This window comes from Desulforamulus reducens MI-1, assembly GCF_000016165.1.
GTDB lineage: Bacteria > Bacillota > Desulfotomaculia > Desulfotomaculales > Desulfotomaculaceae > Desulfotomaculum > Desulfotomaculum reducens.
Map to the genome: position 1 here is coordinate 833008 of NC_009253.1, position 24575 is coordinate 857582.

Below are 24575 nucleotides of genomic sequence, written 5' to 3' on the forward strand. Positions count from 1 at the left end.
TAGACCATGTATTGAAGGAAAAAGTCAAATACTGGTAGTAAATTGACACATTTATTTGATTTTATAGTCTGATAATTTAAAATATACTAATAAATATGAGGAAATAGTTAAAGTTTCGACATATTATAATATTTTATTTGAAAATAATGTGATATATTTAATTTATAGTTGTCGAATTAATGACAGACAACAAGTTTTATTCGGAGGGTGTGTATTAAAATGGCGAATTTTAACACAGAGCAACTAATTGCTATGGCAAAAATATTTAAGCAATTATTGGGACAGGAAGCCGTTGTTGTATTAAGTGACAAGGAGAAATTTATCGGCTATGAAAAAGGAAGCAACTTGGACTTAGGAATTAGGATAGGAGAATACATAACACCTGGTAGTACCACAGAAATGATCTTAAATACCAAAGACAGGGTTGTACGAAAGGTTGAAAGCCATGTATTTGGGGTACCATACTTAGCCTTTGGAGTGCCTTTAAACGATGAAGAAAACAATATTATTGGTAGTATTTCCTTTGGACAACCAACTACCACCCAGGAGGCATTACTGGATGATGCAGAGAAATTAGGTGAATTATTAGAGACCATTAATCAAACTACCAGCGGTTTGTCAGCTTCGACTGAACAGTTGGCAGCCACAACCAATAATCTTTCCAGTCAAGCGAATACTATAAACAGTAACGTAAAAAGAACCGATGTTGTACTTTCCCTGATCAGAGATGTAGCAGCCCAAACCCATCTTTTGGGTTTGAATGCAGCCATTGAAGCTGCACGGGCAGGAGAACAGGGCAGAGGATTTAATGTTGTAGCCGAAGAAATACGTAAATTAGCAGCTAAAACAACTGGTTCCGTTAAGGATATTACAGACATTCTTACCATCATTAGAACATCTGTTGAAGAACTTACAGAGCATATTCACCAAGTGGCAGCGGTTACAGAAGAACAAACAGCCGCTGCGGAAGAAATAGCAGCATCGGTTAATGATATTTTCTATATGTCAAAACAGTTAAATGAATTGGCAGAAAGCCTTACCACTTAGAAGAGTTCTGGAGGCTTCGAAAATGTTAGTTACTGAAAGAGAACTTCTTTTGAATACAGTTAATAAATTAGAGAATAAAATATCACAGCTAAAGGAATCTCTAGGGGCTTGCAAACAAAGTGGGAATTTGGATATAACTGCTTATAAAAAGCTGGAGGAAGAACTCCGGTTAAAAGCTCAACTTTTGGATTTAGCATCGGATGCTATTTATTTAACGGATTTGGAAGGGCATTTTATTTATTTAAACGATTCAGCCTATAAAAACCGTGGTTATACCCACGAAGAAATGATGAACATGAGTATTTATGATTTTCATTTGGCTGAGAACAGAGAGCTTGCTAATCAACACAAACAAACCGTACTGGAAAAGGGTCAGAACACGTTTGAAACTATACATATAGGTAAAAACAGAATGATACCCGTGGAAATCAATTCACGGCTCATAGAGAAGGGGAATAAGAAGTTAATCCTTAGTATAGTGCGTGATATAACCGAGAGGAAAAGCTATGAAGCAAAACTCCACTATTTAAGTATGCACGATCATATGACAGGGCTCTTTAACCGTGCCTATTTTGAACAAGCCATTGAGCGGTATAGGAATACTAAGTGCTCGCTGGCCTTTATAATGGTAGATATTAATGGACTAAAACTAATTAATGATACAATGGGACACCAAGTGGGAGATACTCTACTAAAGGATACGGCTAACTTAATTAATTCCACCGTGGGAAAAAGGGGAGTTGTCGCTCGCTTTGGTGGAGATGAGTTCGCCATATTACTGAACAATACTGACGAAGTACTTCTAGAGGAAATTAAAAGACAACTCATTAAGGAAGTTAGGGTTTACAACAAAAAGAAACCGGAACTTCATTTAAGTATTTCTATTGGTTATGCTACTTCCCATAACTCCTCAAAAACCATTGATGAGCTTGTTAAGGAAGCAGATGATTTTATGTATCGGGCTAAACTTCATCGCAACAGCAGTATACGGAGTTCTCTGGTTCAAACCTTAGTCAAAGCATTAGAAGCAAGGGACTTTATAACAGAGGGTCATGGAAATCGTCTGGAAGATATTATGAGTCTAATTGGTAAGAGAGTAAACCTTCCCAGCAGCAAAATCTATGATCTACGTCTCCTGGCACATTTTCATGACATTGGTAAGGTGGGTATCCCTGACCGTATACTTTTTAAACCGGGTGCCCTAACGCAGGATGAACGCAAAGAAATGCAGCGTCACTCGGAAATTGGATATCGTATAGCACAGTCTTCAACGGAGCTAATGCCTATTGCCAATTGGATACTTCAACACCATGAGCGTTGGGATGGAAAAGGTTACCCCTTGGGGATAAAAGGTGAGGAAATCCCGTTAGAGTGTAGGGCTTTAGCCATTGTGGATGCTTATGATGCCATGATAAACGATCGCCCCTACCGAAAGGGTATGACACATAAGGATGCAATATGGGAATTGTCTCGTTGTGCCGGAACCCAGTTTGATCCCCATCTCCTACCGATTGTGGTGGAGATTTTAGAAGATGTTTACCAGAAAAATAAAAAAAATAATTATACAAACTCCACTACTTCTTGAAGGGCAGAAAAATAAAGTCACCCAACTTGCAATTTGATGTATGATAAAAAGAATGTTGACTATTGCTCTTCATTATGTTAAAGTTACTTTCAACATAATCACTTGAAAGACGATGATGGAGAAAAGTAGGTCAAATCCAGCCTTGCAGGGAGAAGAAGTCTAGACTGGGAGCTTCTTTAAGGTATGGTTGATTGAAGTTCACTCCGAAGTTGCTGTTCTGAAGTTTAAGTAGGGGCAGACGGGTTTTCCGCCGTTATCAAGGAAGAGGTATCGGATGAACAGTCCCGTACCGGTAAAAGTGGCCAACGCAATTAGGGTGGTACCGCGGATGATGATTCTCCGTCCCTTGAGGATAGAGGATCTTTTTATTTTACCGGCAGGTAGCCTGTTTTTCCCGTATCTAATTGAGGTGGGCTTTAATGAGCCAATTTGGGTGGTATCGCGGAAATAACTCTCCGTCCCTTTCAGGGATGGGGAGTTATTTTATTTCTGACATAGCGCAAGAAGGGAGGGAAGATCGTTGAGAGATAAAGCAAATATTATTCTAATTGGCTTTATGGGATCTGGTAAAAGCTCCGTAGGTAGCAGGTTGGCGAAAAATTTAGAATTTGACTTTATGGATATGGATAAAGAAATCGAACGAATAACCCAAATGGATATCCCAAGTATATTTAAGAAATACGGTGAATACCATTTTCGTTCCGTGGAGACAGCTTTATTAAAAAGCTTAGGTGCAAAGGAAAAAACAGTCATTTCCACGGGTGGTGGAACGGCTATGTGTGCTGAGAATTGGAAAATTCTCAGCGAATTGGGCCTGCTTGTTCATTTATATGTGACGCTAGATACTGCAATCCTTAGAACCGGAGGCAAGGATCGGCCCATGCTTCAACAAGATCGAGGACAACTGGAAAGCATGTGGCAAAAAAGACTGTTAGTCTATCAGCTGGCAGAGCATACCGTTGATACCGAAGGTAGAAGTATTGAAGAAGTTACGCAATATATTGTGGATTTTATTAAAATTTTAAAGGAATAGGTTGTAAAAGCTGAACATTAGGAGGAAATATAAATGATAGTCATACTGAAGCAAAATAACCCAGATGAAAAACAGGTGGAACCTCTGCTTACTTGGTTAGAAAGCCTGGGTATTAGTACCCACTTTATCGTTGGAACACATCAAACCGTCATTGGACTCATTGGTGACACCAGTATCGTTGATATTGATCTGATTAAATCCCTGGACATTGTTCAGGATGTTCAGCGGGTACAGGAGCCCTACAAAAAAGCCAATCGCAAGTTTCATACCGATGATACTGTAATTGATATCAACGGTATTAAAATTGGCGGAGGCAATTTTCAAATGATTGCGGGGCCTTGCTCCGTTGAGTCCCGCGAACAAATTTGTACCATTGCTGAAAGCGTGAAAAATTCCGGAGCCACCATGCTGCGTGGCGGTGCCTTTAAGCCCCGCACCTCACCTTACTCATTCCAAGGCATGCATGCTGAGGGAATTGAACTTTTGCTGGAAGCAAAAAGGCTAACGGGTCTCCCCATTGTTACCGAAATTATGAACATCTCTCATTTACCACTATTTGAAGAGGTAGACGTAATCCAGGTGGGTGCCAGAAACATGCAAAATTTTGAACTGCTGAAAGAGCTTGGCAAGCTGCAAAAGCCAATCTTACTAAAGCGTGGCTTAGCCAATACGCTGGAAGAATTATTGATGAGTGCGGAGTACATTATGGCAGGTGGCAACGAAAATGTAATTTTATGTGAAAGAGGCATCCGTACCTTTGAAACCGCAACCAGGAACACCCTTGATATATCAGCAATTCCTGTCCTGCACAGTAAGACCCATCTACCGGTCATTGTTGATCCAAGTCATTCGGCAGGGATCTCACGTCTGGTAAGACCACTTACACTGGCAGCCATCGCCGCAGGAGCAGACGGACTCATTATTGAGGTTCATAATGATCCAAGTCGCGCCCTTTGTGATGGTCCTCAATCGCTGACACCTCGGGCCTTCGAACATTTGGCCAGCGAGTCGCGCGAGGTTCTGCAGCTAATGAGGAAGTTTGAACGAGATATATACAATGCCCAACGCTAAGACTAATCATCATGGCGGTATTTTGGGGGGCATTGCCTGCCTCTAGCAAAATTCCATTATTTCTCGCAAAAAACCAATACCAAGCTTTCCATCAAAGGAAGACACGATCCTTGTATGGTGCCCCGGGGCAGCTACTGTGTAGAGGTGGTAATGGCCATTACTTTGTTAGATCTCATGCTTTAAGCAAAAGGAGAAAAAGGAATGGATATAAAGGACCTAAGAAAAGAAATTAATCAAATCGATGGACAGTTGCTTAAGTTGTTTTTAAAACGGATGAACGCATCAGCGCAAATTGTCAAGTATAAAATTCAAAATGAACTGCCTGTTTTCGATAGAGGGAGGGAAAGGGAGGTCTTAAACCGCGTTGCGGAGCTTGCTGGAACAGAAATGGAAGCTTATTCTAACAGGCTGTTTAACACCCTGTTAGACCTGAGTAGAGCCTATCAAAATCAGTTTATCCCCCACAACTCCCGGCTTGTCCAGGACATTCAAGCAGCCACCTGTGAGCTGACCCAACCATTTCCTAGTAAAGCCAATGTTGCTTGCCAGGGAACAGAGGGTTCTTACTCCCAACAAGCAGGCGATAAACTTTTTTCACTACCGAAGCTATTGTTTTTCAGCGACTTTGAAGGTGTTTTCCAGGCAGTTGAAAAAGGTCTGTGTGAATACGGGATTTTACCCGTTGAAAATAGTTTGGCAGGTACGGTAATCCCTGTTTATGATCTGATGGAAAAATATAAATTTTACATTGTACGCAGTATCAGACTGAGAATTAATCATACAGTGCAGGCCAAGAAAGGCGTTACTTTAGGTGATATTCATGAAATCGTTTCACATGAACAGGCCATTCGACAATGCAGTGAGTTTTTAAAGTCTCATCCCCACATTAAGGTGACCTTGTTTAGCAACACCGCAGCCGCTGCAAAGTATGTGGCCGATTCAGATCGCACCGATCTGGCTGCTATCTCCTCTGAAGCCTGTGCTAAGTTGTATAACCTTGATGTTTTATCAGACCAAATTCAAAACAGAGACAATAACTATACCAGATTTATCTGTATATCAAAGAATATGAAGATTTATCCCGGAGCCAACAAAATTAGTCTGATGCTCGCCCTTCCACACAAACCGGGCTCCCTTTACACCTTACTTGCTAAATTTTCAGCACTGGGTTTCAACCTGACCAAGCTGGAAAGTCGCCCTATGCCCGGCAAGGACTTTGAATTCCTATTTTACTTCGATTTTGAAGCGTCCATCTATTCACCTGAAACAGGTAATTTGCTTAGCGAGTTGGATCGCAGTCTGGAAAAGTTTATGTTCTTGGGCAGTTACAGTGAAGTTTTTTAGGAATGGACTACAGGGGCGAGTTCTATAAAGATAGGGGTCATTCTTATTTTATAAAGATTTGGAATTACACAGAAAAAATCCGGCTCAAAGTGCCGGTTTTTTAGCTGTTAATGTAGAGGCATGTTGTTCATATATGTTTTTGTAATACCTGAATCCGTAAAGTAATTTTCTGTCTCACCCCATAATTTATAGGGAAATGAAGGAATATGTAGAAATATACATCTAATCGATATTTCTAATCTTCACCTCAGGGGTGCAACATAAAAAAGATAAGAAACAAGAAAATCAAAACCAAAAACAGAGACGATGATAGGCTCACTATCTTTGAAATTGAACAAGGTGACGAAGAGCTAACCACCCATTCGGGCTTAGCTCTTATAGGAGCTTTACTGGCTAATACCAAGATAAAAACCCGACTGAACAATACAATGTCTGCTGAACAAAAGAAACCCCATATTTCTAATGGAAGTGTTGGTATTGCCTACATTGGCTTGTTATGCCAAGGCAAGAGTGATTTTGACCACATTGAACCCTTTCGAGAAGATAATTTCTTTGCAATCTCGTTAAACATCAAAGAGACACCGTCAAGCCCAACCCTTCGCCAACGATTAGATATGGTTGCTAAAGATAAGCAATGGAATAATATCCTGTTGGAAGAATCTGCGGGGCTAATCAAAAAAACAAATGCACCTCTAACCCCAGTGTACCTGGGTCAAGAAAATAGAGCTTATCTTCCACTAGATATTGATGTGTCTCCCTTTGATAACTCCAACACCAAAAAAGAAGGGGTCTCCCGCACCTACAAAGGCACCGATGGTTACGCTCCCATCTTTGCATATCTAGCAAAGGAAGGTTATTGCGTAAATACTGAGCTACGCCAAGGGAGTGAACATTGCCAAAAGAACACCTCAGAATTCGTTGCTGAAAGCATTCGCTATGCCCGAAAAATTACCCAGTTGCCTTTGCTTTTAAGGATGGACTCAGGCAATGACAGCGCTAGTAATATTGAAATTTGCTTAAATGATGATACTAAGGCTGATTTCATTATTAAGCGAAACCTTCGCAAAGAAACCCCTGAAGGGTGGCTACTATTGGCAAAGAACAATAAAGATATTTACTGCCAGGAACGTGAAGGTAAAAAAGTCTACTATGGTTCCATGATGAAATACAAAAAGGAGCTAAAAAGAGAAATCAGGGTAGTTTACAAAATTACCGAAAGAACCTTTGGTAAAGATGGCCAGATATTTCTCGTACCCCAGGTGGAGGCAGAAACCTATTGGACCTCATTGCCAGACCCTCCACATGTAATCGAAAGACTATACCACGAACATGGCACCAGTGAGCAGTTTCACAGCGAACTTAAGACAGACCTGGATTTAGAAAGACTGCCCTCTGGCAAATTTGACACTAACAACCTAATACTACATTTTGGAGTAGTGGCCTACAATCTGTTGCGCATGATAGGACAATCAACAACTAGAATGCAGCATGTGCCCTTGCGAAAGCAGGCAGAACGCCGTAGGATTAGGACGGTGATTCAGAACTTAATCACGTTGGCATCACGGTTAGTTTCACATGCAAGAAAGAAGAAATTACGATTTGGAAAGCACAGTCCCTGGTTTGAAACATTTAAACAAGCTTACTCTGTGTGTTTAGCAAGATAGAAATATCCACAGAACGATAAAACTTTGCACTAAAAGAAGTGATTAGTTTGTTGTTGCCAAATTTAGCCCTAATACGTTTAAGTGAATTATTGAATTATTGAATTGTTGTATCGCAAGACGGCAATACAAAATTTCCCATAAATACTGAGGGATATGGTTACTAAATGGGTTACTCACGGATTCAGGTGAAGATCATAATTGCTATTACAACTTTGAAAATTGCTTAATTAAGAAATCTATGTAAAACCATATACCGCACCAACTCTTGCTCGGTTGGTAGTGCATAAACAATTACAAATCTAAAACCAATAGTTTAATTCACTTTTCAATAAACTAATTGGAAAAATTCCTCCTCATAAGGCATATTAATTTACCTAGGAGAATAGTTGCCTAAAAGAGGAGGGGGACAGATGAAAAGAATTGTTATCTGTGGAAGAAATGACGGTGGTAAGCAAGCGTTTTGTCTTTCCGTCCGTTAGTTAATAAGGCCTTAAAGAATAATATATTTGAAATCTTTCCCGGGTTATTGCCCGGGATTTTATTTTTATAAAAGTGCTTTATTTAGGAGGGTGCAGTGAAAATGAGAATATCTAGGCAACTCTCCTTACCCATTACCGGATCACTGATTGTAAGAGGCCAGTGTCCAGTTTGCAAAGGTGACTCCACACAGATATTTAAATCTAAGAAGGTAGATTATTGCCTATGCCAATATTGTCTTCATAAATGGAGAAAGGAATTATCCAGAGAGGTGAACTTATGAATAAGAATTATCTAGATGTTTTAATTAAACTTGGTCGTAAACGGATGGAAGAATTAGCTTTGGAATTAGGAAGGACACGACACACCCAAGAGTTTTACGATGCAGCCAGTAGTTGGACAAGCATTCTGAAGGTGCAAAGTAAGATGACAGTGGCATGATCAGATATCTCGCCTTCTAAAATCGCTATGTCCCAGTTAAATCAAGGCATTGAAGGTTTTACTACCGTGTTTCTTGTCAGCATTGCATAATAAAGGAGGGTAAGAACGATTGTTGGTTAATATCAGTAAGGGCTTATTTTATAATAAGTATTTTATCTTTAAAAGGTTTAAAAAGGAAAATGTAGAAAATTATCATAAAGTTATAATTAATAAGAATTGACCTTTTCCAAAGGTAATTATAAACTTAAATGTAATAAAATGTAAATAGGGAGATTTCATTATATGAATTGGACTTCAGAAGAACACTTTGTTACATCGTTTGTAGGCATGTTAATGAATTCCCACCATTCAGACAACTTTTACGTTTTGAGGGAAGTTAAAACTAGTTATGGTAGGCCAGACGTTGTTGTCATTGAATATGATCAAGATAAACTTAATGATAGGCGTCGTAGAATTCCAATTAGTAAAAATTTATTTACTAAAGAATGTGCCTACGTTATGGCTTTTTTAACATATAGAAGATGGGTTAAAATTAGCAATTTACAAAAATTCCTAAATTGCTCACATAGCCAAATTAAAAATGTTATTCAAATCTTAAATCTTCATGGTCTAATATTACACAGGGATGACTGTATTCGGGCTAAGCCTATTAGAGAAAATTTAGTAATTAAGAGACTCTGTACATATGAAGCAAAGCTTTTCAAATGGAAAGACGCTATTGAACAAGCAGAGAGGCATTTGTGGTTTACAGGCGATTCATATGTACTGCTACCGGAGTACAAACAGAGCTTATTAAATGAGGTGTCGACCGAATGTAGGAGACGAGGGGTAGGTCTTACTTTATTTGATCTTAAAGAAAATAATTTGTGCATAAATGTAAGATCTGCAGAGACTGGTATTAAGAATTCCCCGTTTTTATGGATTATTAATGAGTTATTTATAACGGGAGAGATAACTAATGATAAAGGAATTCAAACCGGATATTTCTCAAATTAAAGTGTTATTTCCAGAGTTAGTTGATTTACAAGAAATTGGGCCTGGGGGTCAGAAATTAGTTTATTCTGCTAAGCATCCAGAACATGGGCTAATTGTTCTTAAACTAATAAAACCAGGTTCCCCAACAACAAGGCAGCGAACATTAAGAGAATTGTATATTGCTTCTGAGCTAAAAGGAGCTTGTTTTGCTAAGCTTCATGGCTTTGGGGATATTAATATTGAAAATGAAGAAGTAATTTTTATCATGGAAGAGTATATTGATGGTAACACATTGCGTGCATTAATTCAGGCAAAAAGTCTTAGTTTAAAAGAGATAATACTTATTGGTAAAGAGTTACTCCATGCGCTTGATGTAGTAGACCAAAAAGGCTTAGTTCATAGAGATGTAAAGCCAGAAAATATAATTGTTTCTAAAAGTAGGATTGTCCTATTAGATTTTGGGATAGCTAGACATTTAAATTTATCATCCTTAACTGATGATATGGCTATGTTTGGGCCTATGACCCCAGGTTATGCAGCTCCTGAACAAATAAAAAACGAGAAAAGAAGAATTTGTTCAAGAACTGATTTATTTTCTTGGGGGGTTGTTATGTATGAGTGCATTACAGGGAAGAATCCGTTTATTGATGGGTGTGCAACCCCACAAGAGATTCTAATTAAAACAATTAAGTACAATCCTCCGACAATATTAGAAATAAATTATAAATTTTCTAAAGTTATAGACAAGTGTTTGAAAAAAGTAATTCATAGACGTCCGATCTCTGCTAAAATGGTGTTAGAAAATTTAGAAGGATGTGAAAAAGACTTATGTCCTTAAGATTTTTCTTACAGCAGGGGCATGGGATGATGGGTCTAAATAAGGAGTTTATAAAAAAATATAATAATATGGGAGTTATTCTTTCCCCTAGGTCCTGCACAAGAGAACAAGTTGAAAAACATGCCGCTGAAATCAAAAATTTAGGTGGGACAGTTTTGTTCGACCCCCAGTTTTATGAACCTAGGACATCACATGAAAAATTATTAGGGTATCCGTATTGGGAAGAAATTAGTTTTGAAACATCGGAATTTACTATTAGTGATCAGAAGGAGCTTTGTAAAAAAGTTATTGATTATCAGGTTAATATTTTAAAGGTTAAAGAAGTTATCTTGCCTGGTCGATACTCAAATGTTTTAAGTGAATCTTGGTTGGAAATGCAAGCTTCGTTTGCAGATTATTCCTCCGAATTGTCTTTAGGTTTACCAGTGTATTCTACACTTGCAATTGGATCTGATATTGTTGGTGAATCAGAGATGTTTGATCGTATTATTGATGAATTAGTTTCTTTCCCAGTTGATGGAGTCTACGTTGTATTAAGATCACCAGGGGATAAATTTTTAGTTAATGATGAAACTTATTTATACAATGTTTTGGATGGCCTATTAAGTCTTTGTCTAGCTGGTAAACGAATAATTGTTGGTTATGCAAACCAACAATCACTTATTTATAGTGCTGCTGGTATTTCTGGAATTGCAAGTGGAAATTTTAGAAATGTTAGGTCCTTTAATCCGGAAATATTTGATATTCAAGACGAAGACACCCATATAACAAGAGCTACCTGGTATTATGATGCAAATACTTTAAGTGAGTTTAGACCTCAACAGCTTAGCCTAGCCTACAGAAGAGGATTATCTAAACATTTTGGTCCAAGTTGTGATTATTGTAAACAACTATTAAAATCACCGAATCCAGCGTTAGTTCCTTGGAAAGAGCCCTCTGCTTTTAGGCATTATCTTTACGAACTTAGACGCCAATGGCTTGAAATAGATAAGGTTGAACCTGGAAATAGAATTCAGTTTGTTAAAGATATGTTATATGCAGCTAGCCACAGATTAGAATATTTAGAGGAAAATGGGTTTAGACCTGGCCAAAGAGCATTCAGTAAATATTTTGATCCTACTATTGGAGCGGTTGAGGCTTTTGAAATCGATAGATCGGAGGATATTAGAATGCTAAGAAAATAAAGATTTTTAGTAAGATATATCTTCATAGGAATGTTTACCGCGGGTTATATTTAATTAGTTCTTTCTGAATATAATAAATATACAATATTTAGTGTCGGAGTTTTGTTAGTGCAATTTTTTGTCCAATAAGATATTTTACAGATAAAAAACAGGTAGCCCAGAAGTAGGAAGAAATGACCACTTTAAACAATCTTTGTCGTATAAGCATACTTCAAGATTTCGTAAAAAATATTCAATAAATAAGCATTTCCCGAATAAAAAAGCCCGGTTAGCCGGGTTTTTTGCTTTTTATAGGGGGTCTAACACATGAAAAATACTTCGGGAAATATTTTAAGTGATTTTTTAGAGGATATTTACTCCGGTGGTACCGCCCGGAGTACGGTGGAAGCCTACCAGAAAGATGTAGTGTATTTTTCTAAATGGTACATCGATACAACCGGTAAAGAGCCACATCTGTGGGACATAACCAGTATCGATCTTAGGGAGTATCAGGAATATATGCTAAGTGTTCAGGGTCTGATGCCAGCTACAATAAATCGTCGTATGGCTGCCATGGAGAAATATATAAGGTGGGCGCATGGAAAAGGTTATATCAGCAGATTGTTAGCATTTCCCAAAATTATAAAGGAGCAAAAAACTCCGCCTAAAGCACTGGGGCGAGTGGAACAGAATCGTCTTCTCAGAGAAGCTGAACGACATGGAAAGGCCAGGGATATTGCTTTGATCCGGCTTATGATGAGTTGTGGTCTACGGGTGGGTGAGGTGGTTTCCATTCGCCTGAGTGATCTGGATATTGGTGAACGTCACGGAACGGTCGCCGTACTGGGAAAGGGTAAAAAATACCGGAAAGTGCCGGTACCGCCGGAAGCGAGGAAGGCTATCAAAGAATGGCTGGCTGAGCGAACCCAAAGGTACCCAGATAACGACTGGCTTTTTCCAAATCGGAATGTTGGCAATATCACAGCCAGGAACGTGGAACAGGTGATTAAGAATATAGGGAAATTTGCTGGTCTTGATCTACACCCTCATGTTTTGCGCCACACGGCGGCAACAAATATGATTCGGACTGGAGCAGATATTGTAACAGTGGCCCAAATTCTAGGACATGCTAATTTGAATACCACGGCCATATATACTAAGCCAGATAGCAAAACAATGTTAAAGGCGCTAGAAAAGGGGGAGGTTTAAGAAAATTAAATGCATAATTGCTAAATTATGTGCCATAGATGATTGGGATTAACAGAAAAGCTAAGAAAACAATAACGTAAGGTATGCCAACTATATAGTAACCCCAACTTTTTTTCATCCGCAAAGATAAGAGTGCAAGAAGATGTGAAAAAGGTAAGAAATACCCTAGTAGGTCAAGAAGTAATAGGGGTGAACATGTAAGATACCAGGCAAAACCTATGCTAAGTAAAGAACCAATAACTAAATAACGAGGTCGGTTGCTATGTATCCCAATCAGAGAAATTAATAATGATCCAATGATTGAAGGCCACCCTATAAATATTTGCGCTAGTAAAGGCAACATTATCCGCCTCCTTTATTAGTGGTATTTTAACTCAATTATATTATCTTTTTAGGATAATATTGTGAGTTCCCTTAAGTGCGTACTCCAACCAAGATCTGAACCAGTCTATTTTAGGAAGGGTTAAGTTCCAAGGTTAAAAAAGCAAAACATCAACTATCAATATTTGTCGTAATTTGTATGAAGGATAATCAAAAACCATGGCGAATTTCCAGAATTTGTTGGTGTAATAACCTAGTTTTAATAGATTTTAGAAAGAAGTGTTGAGTGTTGTTTGAGATTGAAAAGTTGTTGAGTAAGATTGAATTTCTTCGATATGAACTCAAACGTGTAGCTAGAAACAAGCATTTCACAGACCCTGAGGTTATAGCTGCCAGTGAACGGTTAGACAGAGTATTGACTCAGTACTATAGATTAAGGGATATGAGGTTTCTAAATAAAACGGAAGTTGGATAATGCCTGAGACATAGAAATACCCCCTACCAGAATGCTGGAAAATATATTTATAAATTAATTACCTATAATCTGCAACCCGTCTATTGAAGATGGGTTTTTTATTTTACAGAACCTATTCCAATGTAAGGAGGGAGAGTTATGGGGCGCCAAAGGAGGGAAAAGAAATCAAAATCAAGATGCAAAACCACTAAGATAACAAAGCATAGTGCAAGATTATATCTTTTATTCCCACTAACTGAAGATCAAAAGTATGACGATTTCAGCCCTGGTAGATTAATAGTACAGGCGGAAATAAGATGAAGGTCTTAAATCGTAATTTCAGGGGGGTGTAAAAATTTAAAAATAACATTTTTGAGAAGGCAGAAATATCAAGCATGGCCAGTAAGAATTTTCTAATACCCCTAGCTTTATTGACTCTATTAATAGTCCCAACCAGCCCAGCCCTAGCAGCGTGGGATATTAATGGTGGCCTCATGAATGTCTTTAATTTATTTAAATTAATAGTGTTGATAGCATCCGTAGTTGGATTTATCAAAGAAATATGGAGCCGCCGGAGCCTGCTATATATAGTCGGCTTACTTCTCATGGCAACATTTATATACTCCAGCTATGAACCGGGAGAAATAAGGCAAATGGGTAATGGTATTAAGGCATTTTTGAAAATCAACATAAACAAGGATGTGCAACCTCAACAACCAAATCCGGGTGTTAAATCAACACCGGAACCCCAGGCACCGAATACTGATCAACTGAATAACAACGAAACCGTACAACCTTAAATAGGGGGCTAGGTTAACATGAGTAAGTTTAAGAAAAATATAATGAGCTTCATTTTTACACGGCATCAACTGCTTTCGATCCTAACGATGGTAGCAATAAGTTTTCTTGCTTCTTTTTCAACTCCTGAAGTTGCATTTGCAGATTTAGACATTACAGCATCTGCAAAATCTGTCCTAAGTTTTTTTCAATTACTAATTGTTTTAGCTGCAGCCAAAATCATTACTGAATTTGTGGGTAAAGGACATCTTGTACCGGCGGTTATTACTGTTATTGCAGCTGCATTTCTTTATGTAGTCATAGATCCAGAGATCATGAAAGAAATCGGAGGTGGGATTAAAGCATTATTAAAAATGAAAGGTTCTCAAACATCTTAATAATGTTGGAGGTAAAAATGAAAAGAAAACTCATTGGGGTTTGGGTGGTTGGGGTTATCTGCCTGCTGATATGGTTTCCCAAACAAACGTTAGCAATGGGTATGATTGATACTCAATCTGCAGTAGTTGGTAAGATATTAAACTATGATAAAAGCTGTGACACATATACCGTATATGGCCGTCGTAGCGTTATGACCAAAAACGGTTGGCAGGTGGTGGAAACTCAGAAATTCTATCATGTTATTCCAATGACTGATACTGCCAAACAAAAACTTCGCCAAGGTATTGGGTCAGGAGTCAAAGCATTCGGAGTAACCCAGACTGCTACAGGGCTAAGAGAGCAGAACCTTTTAGCTGAAACTGTTTTACCGTATAATCCGGATGCCGATAGGGCAGCCGGGGTATCAGCTGCATTTGGTCCAGCTGAAGGTCCCTTTGATTGGATTGGTTTTGGCGTAGCAAACCGTCCCACATATCTATCTACTATTGAGCTTAAAAAAGAGGGACAAGGGGAAAAAATAACTGAGTTTGTAAATGCCTTAGCCACAATACGAGATGCCCTGTTCAATAGTGACGGGGAGGAATCTAAGACAGAACGATCAGCTAGTCAAAAATTACCCTATATTTTGCATACCATAGAAGGAGATGAAGAAAAGAACGATATTTACACCGATGTTTACAAATGGTGGAAAGCTAACATTGATACGAAATGGTACCTCGAAAAAGATTTAGACACACTAAACCAACTGGGTTCGGCCAGTGGTGGTTTAGCTTTCTTTAAGGGGAAGGTTGGTAGTAACGGGGGATATATTGAAAGTGTGCCGGCTATACGACCTAATATAGAAAAATATATGAATAAAGTTGGTGGCGGGGGAAGTAGTTATTTAGAGAAAACTCCTGGTATATTTTTCGGCAGCTTGACATACGACCGGGAAACAAAGACTTTGTATGTTTCTGGACCCTTTTATAAACGCATAGACAGCCTGGTTAATGATATGGAAGCCGTTAAAAGTGGGTTGGGGAGCACACAGAGGCATGAAAGATGGGAAGTCAAAGGGGTAAGCCCTTCAAGAATGGATGTATTGTTAAAGAATAAATGCTGGGTCTCAGGTCGCAAAGTATTAAACTATGAAAAAGGAAAGCTAATTGATTACTACTTCTCCGTGGATAAAACACTGACAGTAAATGAATTTAACTCTGCCCTTGATTTTATTAGGGATATTTCCCTTAAAGGTGGCATGTAATGTGTTCAACTTAAAAAAAAACAAGTCCTTGGAAATTCCACGCATAAGCAGAGAAACAAAGGCAATGCTATATCGTTGGCTGGCTTCCGGCATCCTATGGTTCTTTCTAATAGGGTGTTTTTTTATGGGTATTCAGTCTAGAATATCAACTACTGAAGCCATGGATTATATTCGGGGAAAGGCCCTTACCCCGGAAACTGCAGAAAAAGTTAGAATATCCTCTGAATTGGCTCGGGGTCTGGCGGTGGAGTGGGCTACCTTCGACGGAGAGGACAAAGAAGACTACATGAAAAGGTTATCTGTATACCTGAATGAGGGGCACGTAGATCCACCGGCCGGTATGCAAAAATGTCTTTCAGCAAATGTTCTTTCATCTAAACAGGTACCCGGGGAAGAAGATCACTACCGTGTACAGGTTTTACTGCATGTTTCTAAGTTAGTGAAAATTCCTGAAAGCAAAGCCTATGGCATCTCGGAAGCCCGTCGAGTGGCCATTAGCGAACCGGATAAGAGTACCAATGAAAGAACCCTTACAACATGGCAAGAAGAGGTTTTGAATACAGAGGTTTCGGTGAAAGTTCTAAAAGATGAAGCCTTTGTGATTGGACTACCGGTTATCATCCCTATACAAAAGTCCGCAGGGGTGGCTACAGACAAATATATCGATTCTGAAGAAGCACCTAAGGATTTTACAATCTTTATTCAGCAGGCATTAACCATGTATTGCGAAGGGAATGACATGACCAATTATGTGGTCCCTGGTGCCAATGTTACCTACCTGGGAGGGTATAAAATAAAGAATGTTGCAGTAACTAATTTTTCTCAAAGAGAAAAAACGGCAAAAGCAGTGGTTTATGTAACGGTTTCCAGTGAGGGATTAGATGAAATACAAATGTCAATGGTGATTGAAGCCGAGAAAAAAGACCGGTGGTTATTAAGCCGCATAGGGAGTTGGTAAAAATGTTTTACCATAGTTACAAAAGCCTTTTCAAAATTAAGTTTAAAATCTACTCAATCGGAAAGTACCAGCTGGCACGTCCAATCCCCTTGGACACACTGGGTATACTGATTATCTTAGCCCTACCCTCATATCTTATAGCCGGACCAATAGCTGGGGCATTTGGTACAAATAGGGTTGCAACTGCCATTCTAGTGGATTTTTTGTTAACTAGCTTTGCCCATAAATTTGATCCCCAGGGTCGACCGTTTTTAGAGTTTGTCTATGATATCTTTACATTCATTTTTAGACCGAAAAAAAGGGATTTTTACGAAACTGTACAGACAAACCGAAAACATAGATTACGTTGGGAGGCATTAGACCTTGAGTAAACCGGTGTGAGTTAAATCCACCGGTTTTATTACTTTAAAAGGGTAGTTTCAGGAGGAAAACAGACATGCCACAATTTCCTATAGCTGCTTTCTATAAAAACATTATTTTCTCGAAAACTGGTAGGGCCTTTGCTATGTACCGTATACCGCCTCGTCTATGGCGTTTTTTCTCGGCTGAGAGAAAGATGGCTACAGTGGGGTTTCTAAGTGAAATTTTATCCGGTTTCAACGGTCGTGGACAGTTATTGCTCCTCTGGCAAGAATTAGCCGTAGACGAAGGGGGGTATCTAAAGGGATGCTTAGGAGAGAAACCATTAGATTTAAAGTGTAGGGATGAAGCGATACGACATGCCCGATCAGCTAGGGCTGCACAATCCCGTGGGGCACGCATTCGAAGGCGATTTATACTGTTTGAGTTATCGTTAAAACAACACATTTCTGATTTACAAGACTTCCTGATGGTGGCCCGGGACACGGCGCTAAAAACGCTCCTCTCCATCCGACCCATGCAAATTCCAGATTCAATTAAGCAGGTGGCTGATAATGCAGAACAAGAACGTTACCTAAATCTTCGTCAATATGGGTTAAGCAGAGCTACTTTTAATGATCTTGATTTTACCATTCGCAAAGTGGCAGACCGGATAGGTGTACTGCCACCGCCTCTTCCGGAAAGGGAAGGAGGGGTACTAACACCGGCTATGGTGGCTGCCTTTACTGATGGAGCTGTCTTAGATGAAAAATTGGATCACATTGTTGTAAGCAATGGAAACATTGATAAGCACCTCCAATCATTTGTTTTCTTTGTAGACACACCAGAACAATTACCACCCATTGGGAGAAATATCTATGATCCTGGAGAACTCAGTTTTCCCTTTGACGTTTCCATTCACTTTGAAGTGATCCCGGCCCACACCGCCGAGGGCAAAGTGAATAGCAAAAAGCGTATGTTAAAGGGTCAAATGGTAGAGGCATTGGGTGCCGATGAGTCTCCTGATTCTGATGAAGTAGATGGCATCCAGGATAGTAACAAGCTCAAAAAGAAACTCAAAAAGGGCCAACCATTGGGTCGTATTGCCATTTGCCTGGGGTTAGCGTCACGAGAATTAAAAGAATTAAGATCTAGGGGAGATAGGATATGCCAGCATTATAAACCCATAAGCTTCAGAGCAGTTCGTCCAATCTCAAAGCAGTTAGAAGCCATCTACTCTTTTATTCCGGGATCGGAGCCTGCAGCACCGATCATTGAATGTGATCCTGGTTATATTGCTGCCACTGGCCCACACTTTGCGTCAGAACTAGGTGATCCACAGGGATTTTTCCTTGGTTGGTCCGGGCAAATCCCTGTATTGTGGAAACCTGGTCGACCGGCCCTGGAATTGAATAAGACCAACGCTATTGTCATTACCGGTACTCTTGGTGGGGGTAAAACTTTTTTGGCCATCTACCTTGCCTATCTGGTTCTCCTCTCGGGGGGTTACGTAATGGCCACAGATCCCAAAGGAGATTTCTTTCCCTTTAAAGATTTATTTGGTGATTTGGTAAGGATTATTGATCTTTCACCCCGCAGTGGCATCTCCTTTAGCCCCTTTGTTCTAGCCAAGGATGAAATAAAGGCAAAGAGCATTGCCTTAAATTACTTGACGCTATCCCTCAATGCTGTGGGAAATGAGGCAAGGCGGCTGGCCATTTCCCAGGCTTTAGGGCTGCTGTACCAGAGACCGGTCCATGACAGGTACATGGGGATGTTTAGACAAGATCTGCACAGAGTATCCCAGAACGCCCCTCATAGCAAGGTGCGAGAAGAAGCAGAACAATGCTTATTTTTACTAACAACCATTGAAGAGATGGATGTAGGAAGGATTGTCTTTGGGAGATCATCAGGAGTGTTCTTTGATCAGGGGGAAAGAATGGTCATATTACACACAAAAGAAATTCCAAGACCCCAACCTAAAACACCGCCCAGCGAATACACCGAAGATGAGCGCCAGGGGGTTGCTCTTATTAACCTGCTGGATGCCATATCGCGGGAAGTGTCTTTTAGTCTTCCCAAGAACCTCATAAAACTGAAGATTACGGATGAAGCCTGGGCCATTCTTACAGTATCAACAGGCGAAAGATTATTAAAAGAAGAAATACGGGTAGGTCGTTCTTTCAATCTTATTCCTGTGCTAATTTCACAGAATATGACGGATATAAATAAATCCGACATCCTCAATAACGTAAGTCAAATATTCTGCTTTCGTGCTGAGTCGGCCAGTGAAGTAGATGCCAATCTACAGGCATTGGGTGCCGATCCGAAGTCTGTTAAGCCCGAGACCTTTGCTGAACTTAAATCCGGCAGGTGCTTGTATAAAGACGCCGAAGGAAGGGTTGGTTGGCTGGACGTAGAGATGAATCCTCCCTATCTTGCGGAGTTGTTTGACACCAAACCAAAGGAAGAAAAACAAAAGAGAAAGGAGGATCAGCTTTATGAAGATTCATAAAAAAGCCCTATGTGCTGCACTGATTATCATAACCCTTTGCAATCCAGCTATCAGTTTAGCAGCCCAACGATTTTACCCTGGAGATGAATGGCCTGCGGAAAAAAATCAAATCGGTGCCATCGATATTCACTCGGAAAAAATATTGGATGCAACGATGTATCCGGTCAGTTTTGCCATAACGGCCTTAGCTACCGTAAGCATTGCTGGGAAAATTGCTCAAAAACCAGTGACAGCCACGTTTCAAAAAATCTTTGTTGACATGTCAAAACGATATGCGCAGAAATATGGTTACGTTCCCGTTGTAATCGGGGCTGGAACAGGGCAAACCGGCAGTACAGCTTTACTTTGGATGAACTGGCCGCCAAGCCGATATATTTTTGAAAATGCTGAGGCAAAGTTGATCGGAAACATTGGCAATGGGATAGCTAATACCATAATTTATATTTTTAACGGTATTGCCAATTTACTCTTCTCCTTAACCAAAACCATGGTACTAATGGCCAATAATATTATTTTTTTGGCCTTTGACACGCAGTGGGTACAAGCGACGGCGGATTGGATCTCTGATACCACTCAGTTAGTTGGAGGTGAATTTTCCGGGAAAAGCAAAATGAAGTTTGCTTCCATCTTGTTTCTTTTATGCCTTTCCATCCTGGCCGGGGGTGTTGCTTTATATATCTATAATGGCCATATCGTCAAGGCCGGTAAAATATTCTTGGGAGCAGCTATAAGTATTGCTGCTCTTTATTTCTATCTTGGGTATAGCAACACTATTATTAAATCTACAGCAAACTTTATGGATGCCTTTGCCGGTGCAGCACTTGAAATGGCCGGTGTAATCTTGCCGGAGACGGAACAAACTGTAACAGCGAACATGACTCCCCTTGAAAAAGGATTGGCCCAGGCTACCAATGCCGCATGGACGGCTATGGTTGCTTGCCCTTGGAGTTGGGGGCAGTTTGGTACCGCAGACCCTGACAACCTGAAGCTAACAGCTTCATCCTCAGGGAAAAAGAGTGAATGGGATGTTTTAAAGGATGTAATACCGCCACAGCAAACGGTGCCGCCCAGTGGACAGGGCATCAGACTTTCCAGGAGTGATTTGGAAGCAAAAAAGGATCAACTCTATATTGATACCCTATTCCTAGGGAGTGATGATGCAATTAGAAGTAAATTGCTCAATGCAGTATCGGCCGATCAGGTGGGTTTTGCAGTATTCTCAGACAAAGTAGATCATGGTGCCCATGCAGTTACCGTTGCAGCTTGCCAACCATCGGTCTCCTCTGTTTTCCGCCATATTGGTGTGGCTTTTATAACGATTTTTCCAGCTGGAGCTTATTTAACCATGGTTCTATTTTTAGCAATTCCCATCATCATTTCACAGCTTGGCCTCATGGTAGCCCTGATATTCTTACCCCTCATTTTCATAGTAGGGGTTGCCGGAGAGACAGGACAAATCTATCTAAAAAAAGGAATGGGTCTGGTGTTGCAGTGCTTTTCAATCAAAATCGTATACGGACTTTACATGGGTGTTATCCTTTTTCTCGCAGCTCTGATTTCAACTTCATTACTGTAAAAACGGAGTGGTTTTATGTTTAGTTTAGCTTGTATTCTGCTGGTTGCTCTCTTTGTGGCGGCCATTATCTTTAGAAAGAGGTTTGTGAATGCAGCACTGTCCTTTATATCCGGAACTTCAGTAAAACACCAGGGAATGTTTGATTCAGTTCCGGATTGGGCAAAGGTATTGCTGGCGGAAAGAATAATGAATAGGCACAGTCAGAAAAACGCAGAGCAAGAGAAGAAACAAGAAAATAACCAAGAAGCTGTACTGATCGAGCCGGAATTTCCGCCCTACCGGGAGGAAATAACCTTTGAACCCTATGAGATCGATCATGAAAAATTTATTGGTAGTGGTCATTGTGATAGCAAGCCCCATGGGCCGCTATTGTTGCCGCCTTCGAGTGATAACAAAGGTGGTAGAAATATTGAAGATCAAACCCAGTCAAGCAAGCATCAAGAGTTTGACAATGAAATCGTCTTTGAATCTGCCCCAGGGGAACGGTCTGGCGGGATTATATCCTTTGATCCAGAGATGGAAAATGAGGATATGGAGATTAACTGGTCTTCCGAGGATTCTCAGAGTGGTTCTATGAATACAGAGAAGAAGGAAACAATAAGCGATCACTTAGGTGATAGTAGCGGTGAAACTAAATCACAGTTTGATCTATTGCTTGAACAGCATAGTAATCAGGAGAAAGAAAGTGAGAGGGAACTAGCAATGGAAAAATACAATCAATTCTTAAACCAGGCATCACGGTCAGAACAGCAGAAAACTGAAAATGCATCTAACGAAGAAGAATCTTTAATGGCCCGATACCGTGAGTTTGAAAAAGCACCGGGCATAATGCCTGAGGATGTACAACAGACACAGGAAGGTAGAAAACAACCTCAAAAAGAAAAACAGTCTCCTGTTGATCTATTAGAGAAGCCTCTACACGAGCGAAACAGCAATTCGGATAAATTACAGTTTAATCAATTACTTGAATTATTTAATGACCCGGAAAAAGAAAGGGAAAGAGAACGGGCCACGCAAAAATACTATCAATTCTTGAACCAAGCGTCCCGGCCAGAGCAGCAGGAATCTGAAAACGTTTCTAGTGACGAAGATTCTTTAATAGAGAGATATCGGGAAATTGAAAAGGAGTTAAATATGTAGTTATAGCTTTTATGGTAACTGTGTTCGGTTGTGTAACGTCTACTTTCTCTCCTTCAACCTGTCATATTTAAAATGTACGTTGCATACACTATGTACATAATAGTATGATGGAGGTGGGAGGCGATGCATATGCAAGAGGTATTAAACGCCACAGAGGTCAGAAAAGAATGGGGAAGTTTTATTGATACGGTAGTCAGGGAAAAGCCTAAAATGGTTAAGAGAAATCGTGACTTTTTTTTAGCTATGTCTATAAAACATATTAAGACAATCCTTATAGGTTACAAAATTGAAGCCCATTATATTGAAGAAAAAGATGGTACAGTCACAGCTACATTTGCTAATTTTGATCTAGTAGTTAATGCTCCAACCCAAGAAGCAGCACGCAGGGCTTTGGCAGAAGAACTTATAGAATATGCAAAAGAATATTTTAATGAATTTCAGCTCTACTACAATTCCCCGAATCGTCAACCACATTTTCCCTATATCATGGCAGTCTTATTGCAGGATGATTTAGAAGGAGTTATTAAGCTAATTGCCTAGCTGGAGGGACTTAAAAAGGTTCTGTGAAAATGATGATTGGGAATTATATAAAAGTACCGACCATGATTTCTACCGTAAAATAATGCCCGATGGGACAATTAAGCGAACAAAGGTATCTAGGGGTACTGGGGAGATCCGGGGTAATTTGTGGGAGACAATTAGAAAAAAACAACTGCAAGTAAGTAAAGATTATTTTAACAGCAAATTATAGAACCAGGGTAATGTCTTAACTTATTATTTTACGTAAAAAATATTGGTTACTTAGTTAACTTCATACTGAAAACAAAAAATAGTGGCATTTGCCACTTTTTTTATTTACTGAGGTGATTTTTTGAATGACTTAAACACTTCAGCTATTAAAAATTTCAAATGGTTTGCACTGGGGATTGGTTCTTCAGGGCTTCTGTTACTGATTTTATTAGTTTTCTTTTTAACTGGTTTTTTCATGACCTTCCTGGGTAACTTTCGGCTTCATTCGGGGTTTCTTTCTGGTTCACCCACGGATCTGGCGGCGAAGGAGATCGGTGAATATATGCCCATATTTTTACAAGCCCAGGATCGTTTTGGGGTCTCCTGGGCGGTGCTGGCGGCGATTGCCTCGACGGAATCGGGATTTGGTAAAAGTGAAAGATATATTCTCCAAAAGGGCATATCTGAGGCGGGGGCGGTGGGGTTTATGCAGTTTATGCCTTCGACCTGGAGTGGGTCTACAAATCCCAGAGCCAATGATAATCCAGATAACCCCCAATGGGATGACAACCCCCAGACCATCAAGCAGTACGGAGGTTATGGAGTTGACGCAAATAATGACGGCAAAGCAGATCCCTTTGATCCGGAAGATGCAATTTTATCTGCAGCGAAATACCTAAAGGCAAATAATTTTGAAAGCGACCCCCGCCAGGCCTTATTTTGCTATAACCATGCAACCTGGTACGTCAACATGATCTTAGAAAAAGCCGAAACCTATGCATCCATAACGCCCATGGGGGAGGGCAGTTGGCCACTACCACCGCAATGGAACAGCATTACCTCCCCCTTTGGTAAAAGAACCCTAAATGGAGAAGAGGAATTTCACCCCGGCCTTGACATTGCCTGCCCTATTGGTACACCAGTTTTTGCAGTAATCGGCGGCGAAGTTATAACGGCAGATTGGGTTTCTGGGTATGGGTATTGTGTAATGATGAAGCACCCGGATGAGACCGTAACAGTCTACGGACACTTATCGGATATAAAGGTGACGATGGGTGACAATGTTAAACAGGGTCAGGTCATAGCCCTTTCTGGAAACACAGGTAGATCTACAGGCCCTCACTTACATTTTGAAGTCAGGAAAGCAAATAACCTATGTAACCCCATGGATTGGCTAAAAACCCCCAGTTCAAATTACTAAGGGTTTATAATGCACGGCTCAGGTGCTAATGGCTGAGACAGTCAGAATTATTAAGGAGGTGTGCTTGCTATTAGCT

General features: G+C 40.0%; 24 protein-coding genes and 1 other annotated feature. All 24 genes read left to right on the forward strand.

All coding sequences use genetic code 11. From position 1 onward, the window contains the following. The first annotated feature begins 219 nt into the window (after positions 1-219). The 24 genes from DRED_RS19500 (at position 220) to DRED_RS04270 (ending at position 24499) form a co-directional block, all read left to right on the forward strand. The gene (locus DRED_RS19500; protein ID WP_011877152.1) at positions 220-1047 is read left to right on the forward strand and encodes a methyl-accepting chemotaxis protein; all 828 of its coding nucleotides are present in this window, start codon (positions 220-222) and stop codon (positions 1045-1047) included. A gap of 22 nt (positions 1048-1069) precedes the next feature. Continuing rightward, entirely contained in the window at positions 1070-2632 is a 1563-nt protein-coding gene (locus DRED_RS04165) for a sensor domain-containing diguanylate cyclase/phosphohydrolase (RefSeq protein ID WP_011877153.1), read from the forward strand. A 103-nt stretch (positions 2633-2735) separates the two neighbouring features. Then, positions 2736-2982, forward strand: a binding site (T-box leader). 170 nt (positions 2983-3152) lie between these two features. Further along, positions 3153-3665, forward strand: coding sequence for a shikimate kinase (locus DRED_RS04170; protein WP_011877154.1), 513 nt, complete (start codon positions 3153-3155; stop codon positions 3663-3665). Positions 3666-3698: 33 nt separating this feature from the next. Continuing rightward, complete coding sequence (aroF, locus tag DRED_RS04175) at positions 3699-4736, forward strand: 3-deoxy-7-phosphoheptulonate synthase (protein WP_011877155.1); 1038 nt, start codon at positions 3699-3701, stop codon at positions 4734-4736. Between the two features lie 36 nt (positions 4737-4772). Further along, positions 4773-4919, forward strand: a complete 147-nt coding sequence (locus DRED_RS19725) for a chorismate synthase (protein ID WP_156779715.1) — start codon at positions 4773-4775, stop codon at positions 4917-4919. Positions 4920-4937: 18 nt separating this feature from the next. After that, positions 4938-6080 (forward strand): bifunctional chorismate mutase/prephenate dehydratase, encoded by a 1143-nt coding sequence (locus tag DRED_RS04180; protein ID WP_011877156.1) that lies wholly within the window; start codon positions 4938-4940, stop codon positions 6078-6080. Between the two features lie 260 nt (positions 6081-6340). Next, a complete protein-coding gene (locus DRED_RS04185) occupies positions 6341-7744 on the forward strand; it encodes an IS1380-like element ISDre4 family transposase (protein ID WP_083755131.1) in 1404 nt (467 codons plus the stop codon). Between the two features lie 756 nt (positions 7745-8500). Continuing rightward, entirely contained in the window at positions 8501-8662 is a 162-nt protein-coding gene (locus tag DRED_RS18575) for a hypothetical protein (protein ID WP_156779579.1), read from the forward strand. A 282-nt stretch (positions 8663-8944) separates the two neighbouring features. Continuing rightward, positions 8945-9658, forward strand: a complete 714-nt coding sequence (locus tag DRED_RS04190) for a hypothetical protein (RefSeq protein WP_011877158.1) — start codon at positions 8945-8947, stop codon at positions 9656-9658. Beyond that, positions 9621-10475 (forward strand): serine/threonine protein kinase, encoded by an 855-nt coding sequence (locus DRED_RS04195; RefSeq protein WP_011877159.1) that lies wholly within the window; start codon positions 9621-9623, stop codon positions 10473-10475. Before DRED_RS04190 ends, DRED_RS04195 begins: the two co-directional genes overlap by 38 nt. 26 nt (positions 10476-10501) lie before the next feature. Beyond that, on the forward strand, positions 10502-11659 hold the full coding sequence (locus DRED_RS04200; protein WP_011877160.1) for a hypothetical protein: 1158 nt from the start codon (positions 10502-10504) through the stop codon (positions 11657-11659). Between the two features lie 306 nt (positions 11660-11965). Continuing rightward, the gene (locus DRED_RS04205) at positions 11966-12847 is read left to right on the forward strand and encodes a tyrosine-type recombinase/integrase (RefSeq protein WP_011877161.1); all 882 of its coding nucleotides are present in this window, start codon (positions 11966-11968) and stop codon (positions 12845-12847) included. Positions 12848-13457: 610 nt separating this feature from the next. After that, positions 13458-13643 (forward strand): Spo0E family sporulation regulatory protein-aspartic acid phosphatase, encoded by a 186-nt coding sequence (locus DRED_RS04215; RefSeq protein WP_420794766.1) that lies wholly within the window; start codon positions 13458-13460, stop codon positions 13641-13643. Positions 13644-13781: 138 nt separating this feature from the next. Next, positions 13782-13943, forward strand: coding sequence for a hypothetical protein (locus DRED_RS18580; RefSeq protein WP_156779580.1), 162 nt, complete (start codon positions 13782-13784; stop codon positions 13941-13943). 74 nt (positions 13944-14017) lie between these two features. After that, entirely contained in the window at positions 14018-14422 is a 405-nt protein-coding gene (locus tag DRED_RS04220; protein WP_011877162.1) for a hypothetical protein, read from the forward strand. Positions 14423-14440: 18 nt separating this feature from the next. Beyond that, positions 14441-14797, forward strand: a complete 357-nt coding sequence (locus DRED_RS04225; RefSeq protein ID WP_011877163.1) for a hypothetical protein — start codon at positions 14441-14443, stop codon at positions 14795-14797. Positions 14798-14814: 17 nt separating this feature from the next. Further along, positions 14815-16041 carry a hypothetical protein gene (locus DRED_RS04230; RefSeq protein WP_011877164.1) on the forward strand — a complete coding sequence of 409 codons (1227 nt, stop codon included), beginning with the start codon at positions 14815-14817 and terminating at the stop codon, positions 16039-16041. Position 16042: 1 nt separating this feature from the next. Then, positions 16043-16999 (forward strand): conjugal transfer protein, encoded by a 957-nt coding sequence (locus DRED_RS04235; protein WP_041274437.1) that lies wholly within the window; start codon positions 16043-16045, stop codon positions 16997-16999. 2 nt (positions 17000-17001) lie between these two features. Then, positions 17002-17370, forward strand: a complete 369-nt coding sequence (locus DRED_RS04240; RefSeq protein ID WP_011877166.1) for a conjugal transfer protein — start codon at positions 17002-17004, stop codon at positions 17368-17370. 65 nt (positions 17371-17435) lie between these two features. Further along, positions 17436-19853 (forward strand): ATP-binding protein, encoded by a 2418-nt coding sequence (locus DRED_RS04245; RefSeq protein WP_011877167.1) that lies wholly within the window; start codon positions 17436-17438, stop codon positions 19851-19853. Continuing rightward, positions 19840-21429 (forward strand): hypothetical protein, encoded by a 1590-nt coding sequence (locus DRED_RS04250; protein ID WP_011877168.1) that lies wholly within the window; start codon positions 19840-19842, stop codon positions 21427-21429. The genes DRED_RS04245 and DRED_RS04250 overlap by 14 nt, the downstream gene beginning before the upstream one ends. A 15-nt stretch (positions 21430-21444) precedes the next feature. After that, complete coding sequence (locus tag DRED_RS04255) at positions 21445-22569, forward strand: hypothetical protein (protein WP_011877169.1); 1125 nt, start codon at positions 21445-21447, stop codon at positions 22567-22569. Between the two features lie 129 nt (positions 22570-22698). Continuing rightward, positions 22699-23109, forward strand: a complete 411-nt coding sequence (locus DRED_RS04260) for a hypothetical protein (protein ID WP_156779582.1) — start codon at positions 22699-22701, stop codon at positions 23107-23109. A gap of 331 nt (positions 23110-23440) precedes the next feature. Beyond that, positions 23441-24499: a peptidoglycan DD-metalloendopeptidase family protein gene (locus DRED_RS04270; RefSeq protein WP_011877171.1), complete on the forward strand. Its 1059-nt coding sequence runs from the start codon at positions 23441-23443 to the stop codon at positions 24497-24499. Positions 24500-24575 lie beyond the last annotated feature (76 nt).

Excerpts from the sequence above, each read along its gene's own strand:
- aroF (WP_011877155.1), top strand. The coding sequence starts at position 3,699 with ATGATAGTCATACTGAAGCAAAATAACCCAGATGAAAAACAGGTGGAA.
- DRED_RS04220 (WP_011877162.1), top strand. The coding sequence starts at position 14,018 with ATGGCCAGTAAGAATTTTCTAATACCCCTAGCTTTATTGACTCTATTA.
- DRED_RS04255 (WP_011877169.1), top strand. The coding sequence starts at position 21,445 with ATGTTTAGTTTAGCTTGTATTCTGCTGGTTGCTCTCTTTGTGGCGGCC.
- DRED_RS04250 (WP_011877168.1), top strand. The coding sequence starts at position 19,840 with ATGAAGATTCATAAAAAAGCCCTATGTGCTGCACTGATTATCATAACC.
- DRED_RS04195 (WP_011877159.1), top strand. The coding sequence starts at position 9,621 with ATGATAAAGGAATTCAAACCGGATATTTCTCAAATTAAAGTGTTATTT.
- DRED_RS04190 (WP_011877158.1), top strand. The coding sequence starts at position 8,945 with ATGAATTGGACTTCAGAAGAACACTTTGTTACATCGTTTGTAGGCATG.
- DRED_RS04180 (WP_011877156.1), top strand. The coding sequence starts at position 4,938 with ATGGATATAAAGGACCTAAGAAAAGAAATTAATCAAATCGATGGACAG.
- DRED_RS04225 (WP_011877163.1), top strand. The coding sequence starts at position 14,441 with ATGAGTAAGTTTAAGAAAAATATAATGAGCTTCATTTTTACACGGCAT.
- DRED_RS04240 (WP_011877166.1), top strand. The coding sequence starts at position 17,002 with ATGTTTTACCATAGTTACAAAAGCCTTTTCAAAATTAAGTTTAAAATC.
- DRED_RS04230 (WP_011877164.1), top strand. The coding sequence starts at position 14,815 with ATGAAAAGAAAACTCATTGGGGTTTGGGTGGTTGGGGTTATCTGCCTG.
- DRED_RS18575 (WP_156779579.1), top strand. The coding sequence starts at position 8,501 with ATGAATAAGAATTATCTAGATGTTTTAATTAAACTTGGTCGTAAACGG.
- DRED_RS04205 (WP_011877161.1), top strand. The coding sequence starts at position 11,966 with ATGAAAAATACTTCGGGAAATATTTTAAGTGATTTTTTAGAGGATATT.
- DRED_RS18580 (WP_156779580.1), top strand. The coding sequence starts at position 13,782 with ATGGGGCGCCAAAGGAGGGAAAAGAAATCAAAATCAAGATGCAAAACC.
- DRED_RS04260 (WP_156779582.1), top strand. The coding sequence starts at position 22,699 with ATGCAAGAGGTATTAAACGCCACAGAGGTCAGAAAAGAATGGGGAAGT.
- DRED_RS04165 (WP_011877153.1), top strand. The coding sequence starts at position 1,070 with ATGTTAGTTACTGAAAGAGAACTTCTTTTGAATACAGTTAATAAATTA.
- DRED_RS19500 (WP_011877152.1), top strand. The coding sequence starts at position 220 with ATGGCGAATTTTAACACAGAGCAACTAATTGCTATGGCAAAAATATTT.
- DRED_RS04245 (WP_011877167.1), top strand. The coding sequence starts at position 17,436 with ATGCCACAATTTCCTATAGCTGCTTTCTATAAAAACATTATTTTCTCG.
- DRED_RS04200 (WP_011877160.1), top strand. The coding sequence starts at position 10,502 with ATGATGGGTCTAAATAAGGAGTTTATAAAAAAATATAATAATATGGGA.